Below are 17,744 nucleotides of genomic sequence, written 5' to 3' on the forward strand. Positions count from 1 at the left end.
AGCGCTGATAATGGAGAGATCGTAGAGATATTGCCTGCCATTGGCAGGCAGTATTATCTCTCGCTGCGGGCTTTCCAGCGTTCGCTCGTCAGGTAACCGTTCACCCCTACATCCAGGAAAGGGCGTGGCGGCAGGTAGTTCGCCTGCCCGAGCGATTGCATATCGCCAATCAGCGGGTTGTCTTCACCCAGCGCCAAATCCGCCAGAATATGTCCGGCAGCGGTTTGCTTCGACAGACCTGCCCCGTTACAGCCTGCGGACGCGTACACATTGTCGCTTAGCTGTCCCCAAATTGGCGCCCCGTTGCGCGTGACGCTAATCAGCCCTGACCAGGTATGCGCCATTTTCACATCACTCAACTGTGGGAACATGCGGGCAAAAATAGCCGCATGACGCCGCGCGTGGCGTCCGGTTTCTACCGCACTATTGACCAGTTCCGGGGCAAATTTCACATGCTCCCGAATCAGGAAACGATGATCACGCGTATAGCGCAGCGTCGCGCTGGCGAGCGCATTGACCGGTGTCAGCCCCCAGTCCGGCATGTCGCCCATACGTGCTATCTGTTCCGCATTCAACGGCTCCGTCAGCGTCGCGAACGTCGCCACGGCAAACACCCGACCATTGAACAGCGGCAGGCCGCGCGCCGCACTGTTAATCGCCATCATCAGCTTATCTGCCTGAATCTCGCCATAGGGCGTTTCCACGCGAATGCGCGAACCTGTCTCGATATTCAGTGCCGGAGAATGGGCATAAACCGTCACGTTCTTTGGCAGATTCGCCACCAATCCGACCACCAGCGCCGCCGGGTTTAGCAGAATGCAATTGGGGGTATACACGGCGCGATGATAGAAAGACGTGCCGAGGCGACGAGCAAGCTCGTCTTTTTCCACCACCTGATAGGATTCACCCAGGTCGTTCAATTCACGGACATAGGTATCGATCAGGCCGTTGAACGTCGAACTGACCGCGCAGTGATATTTCCCCGCCACGCTCCAGTCACACGCGATAGCATGGCGCTCCACCTTCTCTTTCAGATGCGCCACGCCGGACTGCAACAGACGGCGATAAGCCGCCGCTTTTTCCAGCTCAGCCGTCGAGCTGCCGATGTTGTGCGGCAAATCGATGACAAAACCAGAATTACGCCCAGAGGCATTGTCGCCAATCTCGCCCGCATCCAGCAGGATAATGTGTTTATCCGGACGCTGTTCAGCCAGACGCTGTGCAAAGGCGATCCCCGCATAGCCTGCGCCGATCACCAGCCAGTCCGCGGTTATTTTTCCACGCTGCTGTGGGTAATTCGGTTTATCGATAAGATCTGCCGACCAGCCATTACGATTCTGATCGAAAGGAAGATGTTTGATTTTCACAATGGTGTAAGCCTTGAAGAGAACGGGTTGTACCGGAGGTCAGGAACAGAAACCCGACGATACGCAATGCTGATTAAGATAAAGAAAGGCAGGAAGCGGTGTCCAGCAAGAAATGTCGCTAAAACTTAGATAAATAAGTGAAAAGTCAAAGCGCCTGCGAATACAGGCGCTCAAAAGGACTAAGGCGTTACACCACGCCCTGCGCCAGCATCGCGTCGGCCACTTTTACAAAGCCCGCCACGTTGGCACCGCGCACGTAGTTAGTCTGGTTGCCTTCGCCGCCGTACTGCACACATGCAGTGTGAATATCCAGCATGATGTGATGCAGGCGCGCATCCACCTTCTCGGCTTTCCAGCCCAAACGTGCTGCGTTCTGCGCCATTTCCAGCCCGGATGTCGCTACGCCGCCAGCGTTAGCCGCTTTGCCCGGCGCAAACAGCACGCCCGCATCCAGGAACGCATCGGTCGCCGGGATCGTGGTTGGCATGTTGGCACCTTCTGCCACAGCTTTCACACCGTTAGCAATCAGCGTCTGCGCCGCTGGCAGATCCAGCTCATTCTGCGTGGCGCACGGCAGCGCGATATCTACCGGCACTTCCCACGGCGTTTTACCTGCAAGGTAAGTCAGTTTCGCTTCACGCGCATAATCTTCCACGCGGCCATAGCGTTTATTTTTGATCTCTTCCAGCAGCGCCAGTTTCTCTGGGGTAAACCCGTTTTCATCCACCACCGTGCCGTTAGAATCCGATGCTGTGACCACACGCGCACCCAGCTCCATCGCTTTTTCAATCGCATACTGTGCCACATTGCCGGAACCGGACACCGCAACACGCATGCCTTCAAAGCCCAGACCGTGGCGTTTCAGCATCGCTTCCGTGAAGTAGATCAGGCCGTAGCCCGTCGCTTCAGGGCGAATCAGACTGCCGCCGAACGACAGCCCTTTACCGGTGAAGACGCACGCGGTGTTGTTGGTCAGCTTCTTCATCATGCCGGTCATGAAACCGACTTCGCGGCCCCCCACGCCGATGTCGCCCGCCGGAACGTCGGTGTCCGCCCCCAGATGACGATACAGTTCCGTCATCAACGCCTGACAGAAACGCATGATTTCGCCCTGACTTTTCCCTTTCGGGTTAAAGTCCGAACCGCCTTTACCACCGCCCATTGGCAGCGTCGTCAGCGCATTCTTGAACGTCTGCTCGAACCCGAGGAATTTCAGAATCGACAGGTTAACGGACGGGTGGAAACGCATACCGCCTTTGTACGGCCCGATCGCGGAGCTGAACTGGACACGCCAGGCGCGGTTCACCTGTACCTGACCTTTGTCGTCCGTCCACGCGACGCGAAACTGAATCACACGTTCCGGTTCGACCAATCGCTCCAGCAGGCTGTAATCCGCATAGTGAGGGTTCTGCTCCAGAAAAGGCCACAGAGTGGAAAGCACTTCATTAACGGCCTGTAGGAATTCAGGCTGATGCGGATCGCGTTGTTGAACAGAATCAAGAAAACTCGCCAGAGATACGATTTGTGCCATGAACAGCTCCTGATTGAACGAATAAGCTCCCTTCTGCTTCTTTATTTTTAGACACGCAGAAGCTTGTGGGATCGGTGAAAATGATGTTGTGTCCTCTGGACTATAACACTGGCGATGGATATTTAAGCAAGCGTTTTCTTTTCAGATAAACGTTAGAATCCAATGAGATAGGAAGGGTTTTTCGGCGATTTAGGAAGGGAAATTTGCCATAAGTTTTTGTTATATAACAAAAGGCACAGCCTGAAGGCCGTGCCTTTCGTCACTGAAAAAAAATGCAAAAAAAGCTAATTTTTATTCGTCTTCATCATCACGCAGCGGCACGATGAGCATGTCGACATGCACGGTATTAATCAGCTGGCGCGCCGAAGACATCAATTTGCTCCAGAAGTCCTGATGGTGGCCGCACAGCACCAGATCGGCGTCGTATTTCTTAATCGCATCAACCAGCACTTGCCCTAAATCGCCGCTGCCGCTCAGCGTCTCGCTGATGGGGTAGCCTGCGCTCTGTGACAGTTCGGTCAACGCGTTCTGGGTTTCTTCAGAGATACGCTGTTGCATGTCACCCAGATTGACGTCGATAAGCCCCGTGTAGAGATCGGAGTAGTTCACATCGACGTGGATTAACGAGACTTTCGCATTGTACGGTCTTGCCATTGAAACGGCTTTTTCCACTAACACTTTGCTTTCTGGAGAAAGGTCAACAGCAATAAGGATGTGTTTGTAAGCCATAATAAGACTCCTTCCGTAAAGACTAATTAAGGGTTAGCAGCTATTTCTCCTGCCAATCTGATACTTAACAGCGGATTATAGGATAGCACTCATCCGCGGTATCGGACTGTTCAGTCGATCACAACCCGTTTTCAAACCTGTTAATTCTATTAATAAGTGTAGTAGAAACCGCTCCTTTTCACAGTTAAATCGCGCAGCTTCTCCTTTCAGAAAGGGCATTATCTCGCCGAAAATCGTCCTTCATGCCGATTGCGCCTGCCCCTCTGGCACAAAAGAACATTCTTCTTCTACACTACAAGTAGGGGGCGGTGCGCCTGTCCGCCGCCCTCTGGGATGAAAAACGAGAACGGGGCTAGCCGTGATGCTGTTGGCTATCCAAAATGACAATAAAATCGTGCGTAAGCACGTGGCATAACTATTCGTCGTCGAAAAACATCGCAGAAAAATGTCGTAGATAAGCGTCGCTGGTCATCGTAACGCTTGTCATCGGTCACAGGTGGGCAACGGGAATGTGTGGCCATCGAATCTGACGAATAGAACGACCGGGAGGGAAGCATGATTAGTACATTTGCGCTTTTCTGGGCTTTATGTATCGTCTGCATCATTAATATGGCGAGGTACTACTCTTCATTGCGCGTGTTACTGCTGGTTTTGCGTGACTGTGACCCGCTGCTTTACCAATATGTTGACGGAGGGGGATTCTTTACCTCGCACGGCCAGCCAAGCAAGCAAATCAGGCTGGTAGGCTATATCTACGCACAACGCTATCTTGATCATCACGACCCTGAGTTTATTCGCCGCTGCGAGCGGGTGCGGGGACAATTCCTGCTCACGACCGCCCTGTGTGGCCTCATTGTCATCAGCCTGATTGCCATGATGATATGGTATTAAAACATCGTACTTATATAATTATTGGTACTTACACTCTCTGGTATTAACACCATGAACGTCGATAAAAAGTAAAAAGGCGATTCCCCACAGAATCGCCTTTTTTTATGACGAACATCCTTGTCCGTCCCCCCTACGGGCCGCCGCAAGCGGCGTTGAAAAACGTTCCCTACGTTTTTTTATGCGTGATGAATGACCGCAGTTAGATCAGCTTCAACGCCAGCCAGTACAGCGTACCGGACATCAGCATTGAGATTGGCAGCGTCAACACCCAGGCCAGCAGAATGCTTCTTATCGTTTTGCCCTGTACGCCACCACCGTCAGCAATCATCGTCCCGGCAACCGCCGAGGACAATACGTGCGTAGTGGAAACCGGCATACCGGTGTAGCTGGCAACGCCAATCGACAGAGCCGCCGTCACCTGCGCCGAAACGCCCTGTGCGTAGGTCATGCCTTTCTTACCAATCTTCTCACCGATGGTCACAGCCACGCGTTTCCAACCCACCATCGTGCCCAGAGACAGCGCCAATGCGACAGCGACGATAATCCAGAGAGGCGCATACTCAACCGTCTGCAGCATGTCTTTACGCAGGTTGCTCAGGTAGCGTGTATCTTCACCCGACGTTTCTGGCAGCTTGATCACCCGATCCATCGTATCCGAGATACACATCAGCAAGCGACGCACTCTGCTACGATCTTCAGGACTCAACTGGTCGTAACTTTTCAGGTTATTCAGCAGGCCCTGTGTACGTTCAATCGCAATCATCACGCGTGAACTGTCACAGTGAAACTCTTTCTGGCCGTTGCCGGGAATCGTGTTTTCCGGCGCAGGAATCACAGGCGGAGACAGATCGATAACGTGCGTCAACGCGTCGCCGTGCTGCTTGTAATATTCCTGCAAATTGACAACAGCATCGCGGGTACGACTGATGTCATAGCCAGAGGCGTTCATGTTGACAATGAACCCGGCTGGCGCGACGCCAATCAGCACCAGCATAATCAAGCCGATACCTTTCTGACCGTCGTTTGCCCCGTGAGAGAAGCTCACCCCAATCGCCGATAGAATCAGCGCGGTACGCGTCCAGAATGGCGGCTTACGTTTGCCGTCCTGCTTTTCGCGATCGACAGGCGTCAGGTGCACACGTTTACGCTTTTTACTGTTGTTCCAGAACCGACGCAGCACCAGCAGCATCAGGCCCGCAACCACCATCCCCACAATCGGCGATAGCAACAGCGACAGGAAAATGCTGATCATTTTTGGCACGTTCAACGCATCCACGACGGAGGTATTCGTCAGCAGCGCGTTAGTCAAACCAATACCGATAATAGAACCGATCAGCGTGTGAGAACTGGAGGCAGGAATACCGAAATACCAGGTACCCAGATTCCAGATAATGGCGGCCAGCAGCATGGAAAACACCATTGCCAAGCCGTGCGCCGAACTCACGTTCAGCAGTAAATCCGTGGGGAGAAGGTGAACAATCGCATAGGCTACGCTCAGGCCGCCCAGCAATACACCAAAGAAGTTAAAGATACCCGCCATAACAACGGCAAACTCTGCGCGCATAGCGCGGGTATAAATAACAGTGGCAACGGCATTCGCAGTATCGTGAAAACCGTTAATGGCTTCATACATGAGTACAAACAACAAAGCCAATATCAACATCAGGCCGGTGTAGTAATCCAGTCCGGCAAATAAATGTAGCATAAACGTTAGGCCATTTAGTGGTCATGAACGCGGCGCATTATCGGCGACAAGCAGGGGTCGGGAAAAGCAAAATATGACATTTTTTTGACTTAATATGTGATGGGGATCGACGGAAAAATCACTTAATCAATAAAAATCAAATAATTATATATTTTTACTAAAATACGCAAATTGTTACGCTGGTATCGAACAAAAACCAACACTACAATTTGCCGCCCCGCAGCTTATGCCTGCGGCCATCCAAGAAGATCGATTCACTCATCGGAGAAATGCATTGTGGAACAGTTTGACGCTGTCATCATCGGTGCCGGTGCAGCAGGCATGTTTTGTGCAGCACAGGCAGGACAACGCGGACTGCGTGTGCTACTGCTCGATAACGGCAAGAAGGCTGGCCGGAAAATATTGATGTCCGGCGGCGGTCGCTGCAACTTTACCAATATGTATGCAGAACCGGCGGCGTACCTGTCCCACAATCCTCACTTTTGCAAATCGGCACTGGCGCGTTATACCCAATGGGATTTCATCAGTCTGGTCAACAGCCACCGCATCGCTTACCACGAGAAAACGCTCGGTCAGCTATTCTGCGATGATTCCGCACAGCAAATCGTGGACATGCTGGTAACTGAGTGTGAACGGGCTAACGTCACTCTCCGTCTGCGCAGTGAAGTCACCTCGGTAGAGAAATCAGACGATCGGTTCACCATCCAGCTAAACAACGGTACATCATTCCAGAGCGCATCGCTGGTCGTTGCCAGCGGCGGCCTGTCGATGCCTGGTCTGGGCGCGACACCGCTCGGTTACCAACTCGCTGCACAGTTCGGGATCAACGTGCTCCCCACTCGCGCCGCGCTGGTACCCTTTACGCTGCACAAGCCGCTGCTCGAACAGCTGCAAACGCTCTCCGGCGTTTCTGTGCCTACCGTCGTCACCGCAGAAAACGGCGTGACGTTCCGTGAAAATATCCTGTTTACGCACCGTGGGCTTTCTGGCCCGGCTATTTTGCAGATCTCCAGCTACTGGCAAGCGGGTGAATTCGTCACCATCAATCTGCTGCCCGACCGCGATCTCACCCAGCTCATTAATGACGAACGCACCGCTCACCCAAACCAAAGTCTGAAAAACACGCTGGCGCAGTGGCTGCCTAAACGACTGGTTGAATGTCTGCAAGCGTTAGGACAGCTGCCGGACGTCACACTGAAACAGCTCAACAGCGCACAGCAAACGCAGATGGAACAGAGCCTGCAACAGTGGCGCGTACAGCCAAACGGCACGGAAGGCTATCGCACGGCCGAAGTGACCATCGGCGGCGTTGACACCCGCGCGCTGTCCTCCAAAACCCTGGAAGCCAACGCGGTACCGGGGCTGTATTTCATCGGCGAAGTGGTCGATGTGACCGGCTGGCTCGGCGGCTATAACTTCCAATGGGCATGGAGCTCAGCATGGGCATGCGCGCAGGCGCTGCCTTTTAGTAAATAGGCACTATAATAACCATTCAGCGATCTCCTTTAATGCATCGACACGGAGAAAAGGACGTCTCTATATAGGCCTCTGCTGCCAGAAAGGAGATGTGGATGAGCCCCAGACGTAGTAAACATAACATCAATCTATTACAGCTACTGATTGCAGGCATGTTGCCGCTGCTGCTTGGATTGCTGTTCACTTTTGTTGAATCCAGATTAATGGTAAAGCGTGATTTGGAATCCACTGCGCAAATCGCGATGAATCATGCCGAGAATATTTCGACACAGGCATGGAATATGGTGGATCGCCTCCAGCGCTTTCATGGCCAGCCCTGCGACGTCATCGGCGATGAGTTGCGACGTCTTGGTTCCGTCTTTTCTTACTTTCGTGCTATCGGCGTTATCCATAATACCAACGTCTATTGCTCTTCAACGTTCGGCAACACGGTGACGCCAATAAGTCGCATCATTCAACAGCCGTTGCCAGAGAGCTATTCTGAACGCTGGAGCCTGTCAATTGCAGGCTCCGACAACGTGAAAGAACGCCCGGCGCTGATCTTCGTCCAGATGCCTCTTACGGGTTACGGCGCTTACGCCATGGTCGATGCGCAGAATCTGATCGACCTCATGATTGCGATAAGCAAAATTCGCGGCTACCAGCTTATCCTGCAAATGGATAACGGCCACCCGCTTCAAACTGGCCCGGCGATTACGCCCCGCACCGGCCTATTTTCTACCTCTGCGCTTGAAATCAAATCGAATCGCTTCCCGATTACCCTCAATGTCACTGCCCCCGCTTCTCAAGAAATAACCAACTGGAAGCAGGCATTCTTCACGTTTCTGCCACTGGCGATTATTCTCTCTCTGCTTTTCACTACGGCGATGTGGTACTGGCAAAAACGTAAATTATTATTCCGTGACGAAATCCGTAAGGGCATCGCTAACGGCGAGTTTTCCGTCTATTACCAGCCCATCTATGATGCAGAAGCGCGAACCTGCACCGGCGTTGAGACATTGCTGCGTTGGCGACGCAGCAACGGGAAGTGGATCAGGCCCGATATATTTATCTCTGCCGCCGAAGCAGAAAGTATGATTATTCCCATCACCCGGCATTTATTTGATCTGGTCGCGTCAGATATTGCCAGTTGGCAGGTAAAACCGGGGTTTCATCTGGGGCTAAACGTTGCAGCCGAGCACTTGCATCATCCCAATTTTGTCTCAGACGTACACCGCTTCGCCGAGAAGGTCGCCTCTCATTCATTAAGCATTACGCTGGAACTGACAGAACGTAACCTCATCAGCAACGGTCCTGAAATCATACAGCGCCTGCATCAGCTGCGTGAAGATGGCTTTATGATTGCCATTGATGACTTTGGCACCGGACACTGTTCACTCTCTTATCTGCAAAACTTCCCGCTGGATTGCCTAAAAATAGATCAGGGATTCGTTAGCGCCATTTCATCACCGGATGAAGAAGCACCTATTCTTGATGCGATTATTAATTTGAGCCATCGCATCAATCTTCAATCCGTCGCGGAAGGCGTAGAAACCGAGCAGCAGTTCATGTATTTACAGCGGCGCGGCGTCAAATATATTCAGGGATTTCTTTACGCTAAGCCGATGAACAATGAATCGTTTCTCGTCTGGCTTCACTACAATCGCAATAAATCGATAGAAAGTTTTATGAAAAAAAATAAAGAAGGGGAAAAGTAGTAATCACCGGCAGAGGCCTGTCCACCGGTATTCAATAATAGGCAAATCAGAAACGATAACCGACGCCAATATTAAAACCGTCTACGCGCATTTCATAAATTTTCGTGCCTTCGTAGCCAATATCAATCGCCCAGTTTGCTACTGGCGTAATTTGAATACCAGCGCCGTAAGCAAAGCTGGATTTACTTTCGCTACCAGATTGGCGGAAAGTATCCCCGTCTTCTTCCCAACTGGATTTACCACGGCCAATACCCGCCAAACCATAAACGCTGACATAGTCGTTAAAGCGGTAGGATGGACCAGCCATGAGTGAATAGTATTTCAGCTTATAAACATCACTGCTTGAATTCTGATAATACTCAGTTTTTTCCGCGCTCACATAAGTGAAAGAACCGATAATGCCAAGCGCGGAATCACCCTGATAATGGTATTTGGCCGTAATCCCTTTTGGATCTTTGAAGTCATCGACTTTCGCCTGAGCATAACCCAAAGATACCGTTTGTGTTGCCTGAGCAACAGACATTCCCATGGCACAAGCAATCAGAGTGGAAAGCAGCAGTGTTGTTTTTTTCATGATATAAACATCTTCCATGTTTGAATAAAAAGACGATTTCAACAAAGCGGATATATAAATATCGCGAATGTTGGCCGCACATAAACTTACATTTAAATACGGTGAGGTAAAGTCAGTATTATTTTTAAACAACTGGAATGTTTTTTATTTTATTCATTAAAAAACAAAAGGATAAATAATATAAAGGATAATGAACACCCAATTTTCTGTCCGGTTTTTGGGAACATTCTGAACTAAAAGCAAGGAAAATATGGCAATGAGCGACGCCAGAAAAGGTCGAGATAAAACCCTATTTTTATAAAGGACTGATGTGACAAAGGACGATTTTTATAAGCGAACAGTTTTATAAACGAGTAGTGTGAATAGACAATGTTACAAGGGGAGACGAGTGAAGAACGATTGATTTACTAAGGAAGAAAATTGGTCGGCGAGAGAGGATTCGAACCTCCGACCCACTGGTCCCAAACCAGTTGCGCTACCAAGCTGCGCTACTCGCCGAATGCGGGCGCATCTTACTGCTACCCTATTGGAGCGTCAATACCTTTTTAGCAAAAGGATTTCGGCTGCCGCTAAAGTGTCCATCTCTTGCATTGACAGCCTGAAACCGACGTCCTTGTCCGTGATTCATGTCAATTATACCCGTCATACTTCAAGTTGCATGTGTGTTGGCTGCGTTCACTCACCCGAATCACTTACTTAAGTAAGCTCATCGGGATTCCTTCCCTTGCCGCCTTCCTGAAACTCGAATTATTTAGGGTATAGCAGGTTTCTGACACCAGTTATTTTTAGGGTTAATACCGCCGTCAGGCGATGTGTATCCCAGGCATCCAAGAATCGTATCAAACAGCTCTTCATGGCGATGTGTTTTGCCAACGCGTTGCTGAGCTTTCAACTGTTCAAACGCATGCAGGTTATCGGTGTCAGCCAGAAACTTATCCGACGTCCATACCATCATCGGTGAACGGAACTGCTCCGGCGGCGCCATCTGACGCGGCGTGCCGTGCAAATGATAGTTCTCATCAATCGATTCACCGTGATCGGAAGCATAAAACACGATCGCCTTCTTATCCCGAACTTGATCGATCACGCTATCAATAAAGCTATCGGTATAGAGCACGCTATTATCGAAAGCATTAATCAACTGTTCACGCGTACAGGAAGCATCAACGCCCATACACTCAGGCTGATAGCGCGCGTAGCTGCGAGGATAGCGCATGGAATACAGGTAGTGAGAACCCTTGGTATGCAGCACAATCAGGTGCTTGCCTTTGGGATAACGTGCCAGCGACTCCTTGACCTCATCAACCAGCAACATATCCTGCACCGATTTACCGTCATTGTGCTTCTCTGACGCAATCATTTCGCGGAAAGAGTAGTTGTTCGCCTCAATGCTATTGTAGAACCACACCTCACTTTGCATGGCAAACAGCTCGGAGGTAAAGCCCAGTTCTTTCAGTACGGCAAAGATATTCTGCTCTTTCAGCGTTCGCTGCGGGTTGTCTTCCGTCCCACCTTCTCGCACAAACATACAGCGCATGGAAAGCTTGGTGGAGGTATCACATGACTGACCACGGAATGCGACCAGATTTTTTTCTTTCGAAAGCTTTGGCGTCGTATCCCGCTCGTAGCCTAATAACCCCATATGATCCCAGCGGGTTGTTTCACCGATAATGAAAATCACGTAGGTATCATCAATGCCTTTCGGTGGGACATAGGTAAAGTGCTGAGCCGGATCGAAAAGATTGGAAGAGTCCTGACTCTCGTCATACTTGGTGTAGGCAAATAACCCTAACGCAGACAACCAGTTAGAAGGCAGATACGAGTGAGCGACTACGCCGCCATAGCTGGGCAAATCCACATTAGATTCCCGTTCGGACACCGACTGAATGTTGTCCATATAGCGAAGCGGCACCCAAACCAGCGCAACGACGGCAACAAGAACCAGAAGAGGAATTAAACGCTTTCCCGGCGATTTAAGCTGTTCGATTAGCGTATGGCGCAGTGAATTCTTCCAGATCAAAAACAGCGGTAGCGCACTCACCGCCAGCATCCACAGGAAAAAACGAAAACCAATAACTTCTTTGGAAAGATCAATATCTGTGGTCATAACCGCAGCAATGATGCCATAGCCGATCACGACATTAAAAAACGTCATGTAATAGCTGGCGGCAACGGAAATCAGCACCAGGAGAGAAGCAATAATTCGATAAAAACGACGTCCCCCAAGTGAAATAATTCTCATCAGGAAAAAGGTAAATAAGATACTCGCCGTCAATTCGACAAGAGCGGGAATAAACGTTGGAACCTGGTTACCAGCAGAGAGTGAAAAATAATCAAAGCGGCGATAATACACTGAGATATTGAGAAAAAGACCAATATAGATTGCCAGGATAAACGATAATTTGGGTTGCGAAAAAGATGCTACAAACTTCATTATGACAAGTGCTCCAACAAACCTTTCTTATTATCTGAAGCTATACGACAACATCCGTATGCCTGAGTTCAACGGAAATAATCAGACTCACAGGCATTTCTATATCGCAAAACAGCAAATAGGCGCAGACCTTTAATTCGTAAATTTTACTTATGATTAAGTAGGGAGAACAGAAAAAAAGACCCTTTTATGTGAATGAATCCACGAAAAAATAAAAAGCACAATCTCAACCTATCCTGAAAAATCATCACCGCTTATCTATTTATGCCTTCACGAGCTAATCGGGCAATTAATTCCACCACGATAGGGTGCTTCAGGAACGCCATAATCTCTTCAGCCCGTCGTTCTCCAATACCGGAGAACTGTCGCCACTGTTGCGCCGTCCATTGCTGTAACGCTAGCCAATCCACATGATCTAATGCGCTAATTGCAGAACGGGGAACAGGAATACCCAGCGCAAGTAGCCAGCGAGATAGTGGCATCTGCCGTGCCGACTGCAAGCTCTTATAGATATCTCGTGCCCGCTTATCGCCCATGCCATTAACCGCATTAAGCTGTGCCTCCGTCAGAAACAGCCATGACAGCACATCTTCCAGTAAATCATGCTGCATCAAGCGCAGCCACATCCCGTCGCGCACCCCCGCCAGATTTAACCCATGCTCTCCACTCAACCAGACCAAGCGCGCCAGAAATTGTTGCTGGCAAACCACGCTATACCGAAAACAGCTAAAAGCATGGAAATCATGTTCATTGGGGGAAACGATGGCAGGCCGTTCAGTCCCCCGCCATACCACATTATCCAGACGTGGAATCCCCTGTCCTGCCAGACTGACACTCACCCGATCGCCGGGCAACACGTCCCATTGTTTCCAACGAGACAGCGAACCGACATTCACCCGACTGACCGATTTGTCATCCAGTTGCAGAGGATTAAGTTTTAACACCACGGCGATCTTACCCGTCCGCCCGACAGAAAACGCCACATCAGTGACTTCCGCAACCTGATGAACAGGCGGATATTTCCATGCGATCGCCCAGTCGGCCGCAGTATTACGCCAATATCGCCCCTGCGGCTCTTTAGTCTGGCGAATCACCACGCCATCCGTCACGAAGGGCAGCGGGTTGTGATACCAGTGATGACGCCATTTTTCAGCATCGGCAAATGACCCAATAGCATGGGTATAGGCCGCCGTCATGGCAAACCCCATGCCCTTCAATTTCTCCAGACGTTCGGGCATCGTTTTTGGGCCATCCGGCCATTCCCAGACAAACAGACCAATCTGCGACAGCATGGGAGAGGGTTGATGACGACGCATTTCACCCGCCACCATCGAACGGGCATTCACACCACCCTGAATACGCTGCCGATGATCGGTCATCTTCAGGAAAAGCTCGCCTTGTAATACCACGGAGGAAGGTGCATCGGTCAATAAATGAGGGATTCCCGGAATCAGACGAACTTTTTCCGTCCAGTCTTCACCTTGCAGGCCGTTACCCCGACTAACCGCAGAGACAAGCTTGCCGTGCTGATAAACCAGCGTAACGGCCACACCATCGACTTTTGGCTGAACCCATACATCCTCACGCAGGGCGATCCATTGCACCAACTGCCCGCGATCGGACAATTTTTTCAATCCCGTATGGGCAACAGGATGTGGTTGCTTACCGCTATCAGGTAATCGTGCAGGAATGGCGTTTTGGGGCTGGAAACAGCCTAACCACTGATTTAACTGGTCCCGCAGTTGATCGTAAACGTCATCTTCTATCGGGCTTTTCCCTTCGGTGTAATACACGTCATCCCACCGTTCTAACTGATGACGTAATGCATCCATTTCTTTGCTGGAACGCGTGTTATCCCAATCCGGGCAGACTTGGGCCGCTGCCGCAAAACCGCAGAGATCCCCGACAACGATGATGATCAAAAATGCGCCGATCCTGAGCCACATAATCCCTCCAGCCATCCATTAGCGAATGGCCGCAGTACATAGCAATGGAGGGGAAAATACGAGGCACAAAAAAGAGAAATGCCAAACGCGCCGCAAGATGATTTATCGTTTGCAACGCAGGTAAAAAAGACAGGAACACACATCGCAATCTCAAAAAGGCACGTTGGCAAAAAGATTTGCCCGATGGCATAACGAAAAACAGTCGGCGGAGAATTTACGCAACGCGACTGATGACATATTGGCGTGTATAATGCGGGGATATGCGCATCTTCTTGTCGCATATCTACATTCACCATCGTAACCATGAATAAAACTTCATTATGGCTCAAGGCACGTTATATATCGTTTCTGCTCCCAGTGGGGCCGGGAAATCCAGCCTGATTCAGGCGTTATTAAAAACTCAGCCGCTTTACGACACTCAGGTATCGATTTCGCATACCACTCGGGCTAAACGACCGGGAGAAAACCACGGCGAACACTATTTCTTCGTCGAAGTCGATGAATTTAAGCGTATGATTCAGGATAACGAGTTTCTGGAGCACGCTGAAGTCTTCGGTAATTACTACGGTACATCCCGACCGGCAATTGAGCAGGTATTAGCGACTGGCGTTGATGTTTTTCTGGATATCGATTGGCAAGGAGCCAAGCAAATCCGCGCCCAGATGCCGTACGCGCGCAGTATTTTCATTCTGCCGCCGTCAAAAGAAGAGTTGGCTCGCCGACTACGCGGCCGTGGACAAGACAGCGATGAGGTCATTGCCCGCCGTATGTCTCAAGCAGTGGCTGAAATGACGCACTACGGCGAGTATGATTACCTGATTGTGAATGATGATTTCGATCTGGCGTTACTCGATCTGAAAACCATTATTCGCGCCGAACGTCTGCGTTTGAGCAGACAACAGGTTCGGCATGATGCATTAATCACCAAACTATTGGCAGACTGACGCCTCTTTCAGTATGATGCGCAGTCATTTTATTTCCTGTGGAGTAGCACATTATGGCACGCGTAACTGTTCAAGACGCTGTAGAGAAAATTGGTAACCGTTTTGACCTGGTGTTGGTCGCTGCTCGTCGCGCCCGTCAAATCCAGACTGGCGGCAAAGATCCGCTGGTTCCTGAAGAAAACGATAAGTACACCGTGATCGCACTGCGTGAGATCGAAGAAGGTCTGATCAACAACCAGATTCTGGATGTTCGTGACCGTCAGGAACAGCAAGAGCAGGAAGCCGCAGAGATTCAGGCGGTTACCGCGATTGCTGAAGGCCGTCGTTAATCACACCACGAGTCGCCCTTGTACATTTTTGAAAGCCTTAATCTGCTGATTCAACGTTATCTGCCAGAAGATCAGATCAAACGTTTACAGCAGGCTTACTTAGTTGCACGTGATGCTCACGAGGGGCAGACTCGCTCCAGCGGTGAACCCTATATCACACACCCTGTTGCCGTCGCCTGTATTCTGGCGGAGATGCGTCTCGATTACGAAACGCTGATGGCAGCACTGCTGCATGATGTCATAGAGGACACCCCCGCCACCTATCAGGACATGGAACAGCTTTTCGGTAAAAGCGTTGCTGAACTGGTGGAAGGCGTCTCCAAGCTGGACAAACTGAAGTTCCGCGATAAGAAAGAAGCGCAGGCTGAAAACTTTCGCAAAATGATCATGGCGATGGTGCAAGATATTCGCGTCATCCTGATCAAACTCGCAGACCGTACCCATAACATGCGCACGCTGGGCTCATTGCGCCCGGATAAGCGCCGCCGCATTGCCCGCGAAACGCTGGAAATATACAGTCCGCTGGCACATCGGCTGGGTATCCATCACCTCAAAACCGAGCTGGAAGAACTGGGTTTTGAGGCGCTGTATCCGAACCGTTATCGTGTCATTAAAGAGGTCGTCAAGGCCGCACGCGGTAACCGCAAGGAAATGATTCAGAAAATCCTGTCGGAAATCGAAGGACGTTTGACGGAAGCTGGGATTGCCTGCCGCGTCAGCGGCCGCGAAAAACACCTGTACTCCATCTACTGCAAAATGCACCTGAAAGAGCAGCGTTTTCATTCCATCATGGATATCTACGCGTTTCGGGTCATCGTCAAAGAGCTGGACACCTGCTATCGCGTGCTCGGTCAGGTTCACAGCCTGTATAAGCCGCGCCCGGGCCGGGTGAAAGACTATATCGCTATTCCCAAAGCCAACGGCTACCAATCGCTGCACACGTCGCTGATTGGTCCGCACGGCGTGCCGGTTGAAGTACAAATTCGCACCGACGATATGGATCAAATGGCGGAAATGGGTGTCGCCGCGCACTGGGCTTATAAAGAAGGCGAGAGCAGTACTACTGCTCAAGTACGCGCCCAACGCTGGATGCAAAGCCTGTTGGAACTCCAGCAAAGTGCGGGTAGCTCATTTGAATTTATCGAAAGCGTGAAGTCCGATCTCTTCCCTGATGAGATGTACGTCTTCACGCCGGAAGGCCGTATTGTGGAACTCCCCGCAGGCGCGACGCCCGTCGATTTCGCCTACGCGGTACACACCGATATCGGCCATGCATGCGTCGGCGCACGCGTCGATCGTCAGCCTTACCCGCTATCACAGTCGCTCACCAGCGGCCAAACCGTTGAAATCATCACCGCACCAGGCGCCAGACCAAACGCCGCATGGCTTAACTTTGTCGTGAGCTCCAGAGCGCGTTCTAAAATCCGCCAGATGCTGAAAAACCTCAAGCGTGATGATTCCGTGAGCCTCGGCCGCCGTTTACTGAACCACGCTCTGGGCAATGGTCGTAAACTTTCCGACATCCCTGAGAAATCTATTCAGCTTGAGCTCGATCGCATGAAGCTCGCTACGCTGGATGATCTGATGGCGGAAATTGGTATGGGTAATGCCATGAGCGTCGTCGTGGCGAAAAATCTGTTGAATGAACAGTCAGAGCTGGGAACTACCGGGCTGCGCAAGCTGCCGATCAAAGGCGCAGATGGCGTCATGATCTCATTTGCCAAGTGCTGCCGCCCTATCCCCGGCGACCCGATTATTGCCCACGTCAGCCCCGGTAAAGGGCTGGTTATCCACCATGAATCCTGTCGCAACATTCGCGGCTATCAGAAAGAACCTGAAAAATTCATGGCGGTAGAGTGGGATAAGGTGACAGAACAAGAGTTCATCGCCGAAATCAAAGTCGATATGTTCAACCATCAGGGCGCGTTGGCGAACCTGACGGCAGCAATCAACGCCGCGAATTCCAATATTCAGAGCATCAACACGGAAGAGAGAGACGGCCGCGTATACAGCGCCTTTATCCGTCTCACCACCCTCGATCGCGTTCATCTGGCTAATATTATGCGTAAAATCCGCGTGATGCCGGACGTCATCAAAGTTAACCGTAACCGAAATTAATCG

The 17,744-nt window shown here is 50.8% G+C and carries 13 protein-coding genes and 1 tRNA gene; 6 read left to right on the forward strand and 8 right to left on the reverse strand.

Annotation, left to right across the window (positions count from 1 at the left end):
• Positions 1-53 precede the first annotated feature (53 nt).
• From WCT94_RS12415 to uspA, 3 genes are all read right to left on the reverse strand, one after another.
• Entirely contained in the window at positions 54-1,367 is a 1,314-nt protein-coding gene (locus tag WCT94_RS12415) for an NAD(P)/FAD-dependent oxidoreductase (RefSeq protein WP_336869797.1), read from the reverse strand.
• Between the two features lie 187 nt (positions 1,368-1,554).
• On the reverse strand, positions 1,555-2,898 hold the full coding sequence (gene gdhA, locus WCT94_RS12420; protein WP_336869798.1) for an NADP-specific glutamate dehydrogenase: 1,344 nt from the start codon (positions 2,896-2,898) through the stop codon (positions 1,555-1,557).
• Positions 2,899-3,189: 291 nt separating this feature from the next.
• On the reverse strand, positions 3,190-3,627 hold the full coding sequence (gene uspA, locus WCT94_RS12425) for a universal stress protein UspA (protein WP_180742131.1): 438 nt from the start codon (positions 3,625-3,627) through the stop codon (positions 3,190-3,192).
• A 555-nt stretch (positions 3,628-4,182) separates the two neighbouring features.
• Here uspA and uspB point away from each other — a divergent pair.
• Positions 4,183-4,518, forward strand: coding sequence for a universal stress protein UspB (gene uspB / locus WCT94_RS12430; protein WP_014913651.1), 336 nt, complete (start codon positions 4,183-4,185; stop codon positions 4,516-4,518).
• A 199-nt stretch (positions 4,519-4,717) separates the two neighbouring features.
• On the opposite strand, the gene pitA is transcribed toward uspB, so the two are convergent.
• Complete coding sequence (gene pitA / locus WCT94_RS12435; RefSeq protein ID WP_336869799.1) at positions 4,718-6,223, reverse strand: inorganic phosphate transporter PitA; 1,506 nt, start codon at positions 6,221-6,223, stop codon at positions 4,718-4,720.
• A gap of 276 nt (positions 6,224-6,499) precedes the next feature.
• Here pitA and WCT94_RS12440 point away from each other — a divergent pair, with 276 nt between their 5' ends.
• Together WCT94_RS12440 and WCT94_RS12445 are read left to right on the forward strand one after the other, a co-directional pair.
• Positions 6,500-7,699, forward strand: coding sequence for an NAD(P)/FAD-dependent oxidoreductase (locus WCT94_RS12440; protein WP_336869800.1), 1,200 nt, complete (start codon positions 6,500-6,502; stop codon positions 7,697-7,699).
• 95 nt (positions 7,700-7,794) lie between these two features.
• On the forward strand, positions 7,795-9,396 hold the full coding sequence (locus WCT94_RS12445; RefSeq protein ID WP_336869801.1) for an EAL domain-containing protein: 1,602 nt from the start codon (positions 7,795-7,797) through the stop codon (positions 9,394-9,396).
• A 46-nt stretch (positions 9,397-9,442) separates the two neighbouring features.
• Here WCT94_RS12445 and WCT94_RS12450 read toward each other — a convergent pair whose 3' ends face one another.
• From WCT94_RS12450 to ligB, 4 genes are all read right to left on the reverse strand, one after another.
• A complete protein-coding gene (locus WCT94_RS12450; RefSeq protein ID WP_336869802.1) occupies positions 9,443-9,970 on the reverse strand; it encodes an Ail/Lom family outer membrane beta-barrel protein in 528 nt (175 codons plus the stop codon).
• 421 nt (positions 9,971-10,391) lie between these two features.
• Positions 10,392-10,468 (reverse strand) — tRNA-Pro (locus tag WCT94_RS12455).
• Between the two features lie 253 nt (positions 10,469-10,721).
• Entirely contained in the window at positions 10,722-12,404 is a 1,683-nt protein-coding gene (eptB, locus tag WCT94_RS12460) for a kdo(2)-lipid A phosphoethanolamine 7''-transferase (RefSeq protein ID WP_336869803.1), read from the reverse strand.
• A gap of 254 nt (positions 12,405-12,658) precedes the next feature.
• On the reverse strand, positions 12,659-14,350 hold the full coding sequence (ligB, locus tag WCT94_RS12465) for an NAD-dependent DNA ligase LigB (protein WP_336869804.1): 1,692 nt from the start codon (positions 14,348-14,350) through the stop codon (positions 12,659-12,661).
• A gap of 320 nt (positions 14,351-14,670) precedes the next feature.
• Here ligB and gmk point away from each other — a divergent pair, with 320 nt between their 5' ends.
• From gmk to spoT, 3 genes are read left to right on the forward strand one after another with little or no spacing between them, the layout of a single operon-like run.
• Positions 14,671-15,294, forward strand: coding sequence for a guanylate kinase (gene gmk, locus WCT94_RS12470; RefSeq protein ID WP_263058375.1), 624 nt, complete (start codon positions 14,671-14,673; stop codon positions 15,292-15,294).
• 53 nt (positions 15,295-15,347) lie between these two features.
• The gene (gene rpoZ / locus WCT94_RS12475) at positions 15,348-15,623 is read left to right on the forward strand and encodes a DNA-directed RNA polymerase subunit omega (RefSeq protein ID WP_005968230.1); all 276 of its coding nucleotides are present in this window, start codon (positions 15,348-15,350) and stop codon (positions 15,621-15,623) included.
• Between the two features lie 18 nt (positions 15,624-15,641).
• Positions 15,642-17,741 (forward strand): bifunctional GTP diphosphokinase/guanosine-3',5'-bis pyrophosphate 3'-pyrophosphohydrolase, encoded by a 2,100-nt coding sequence (spoT, locus tag WCT94_RS12480; RefSeq protein WP_015842293.1) that lies wholly within the window; start codon positions 15,642-15,644, stop codon positions 17,739-17,741.
• Positions 17,742-17,744 lie beyond the last annotated feature (3 nt).

Source organism: Pectobacterium sp. 1950-15 (genome assembly GCF_037136835.1).
Taxonomy (GTDB): Bacteria; Pseudomonadota; Gammaproteobacteria; order Enterobacterales; family Enterobacteriaceae; genus Pectobacterium.

Coding starts and splice junctions, on each gene's coding strand:
- gdhA (WP_336869798.1), bottom strand. CDS start 2,898: ATGGCACAAATCGTATCTCTGGCGAGTTTTCTTGATTCTGTTCAACAA.
- uspA (WP_180742131.1), bottom strand. CDS start 3,627: ATGGCTTACAAACACATCCTTATTGCTGTTGACCTTTCTCCAGAAAGC.
- uspB (WP_014913651.1), top strand. CDS start 4,183: ATGATTAGTACATTTGCGCTTTTCTGGGCTTTATGTATCGTCTGCATC.
- pitA (WP_336869799.1), bottom strand. CDS start 6,223: ATGCTACATTTATTTGCCGGACTGGATTACTACACCGGCCTGATGTTG.
- WCT94_RS12445 (WP_336869801.1), top strand. CDS start 7,795: ATGAGCCCCAGACGTAGTAAACATAACATCAATCTATTACAGCTACTG.
- WCT94_RS12450 (WP_336869802.1), bottom strand. CDS start 9,970: ATGAAAAAAACAACACTGCTGCTTTCCACTCTGATTGCTTGTGCCATG.
- eptB (WP_336869803.1), bottom strand. CDS start 12,404: ATGAAGTTTGTAGCATCTTTTTCGCAACCCAAATTATCGTTTATCCTG.
- ligB (WP_336869804.1), bottom strand. CDS start 14,350: ATGTGGCTCAGGATCGGCGCATTTTTGATCATCATCGTTGTCGGGGAT.
- gmk (WP_263058375.1), top strand. CDS start 14,671: ATGGCTCAAGGCACGTTATATATCGTTTCTGCTCCCAGTGGGGCCGGG.
- rpoZ (WP_005968230.1), top strand. CDS start 15,348: ATGGCACGCGTAACTGTTCAAGACGCTGTAGAGAAAATTGGTAACCGT.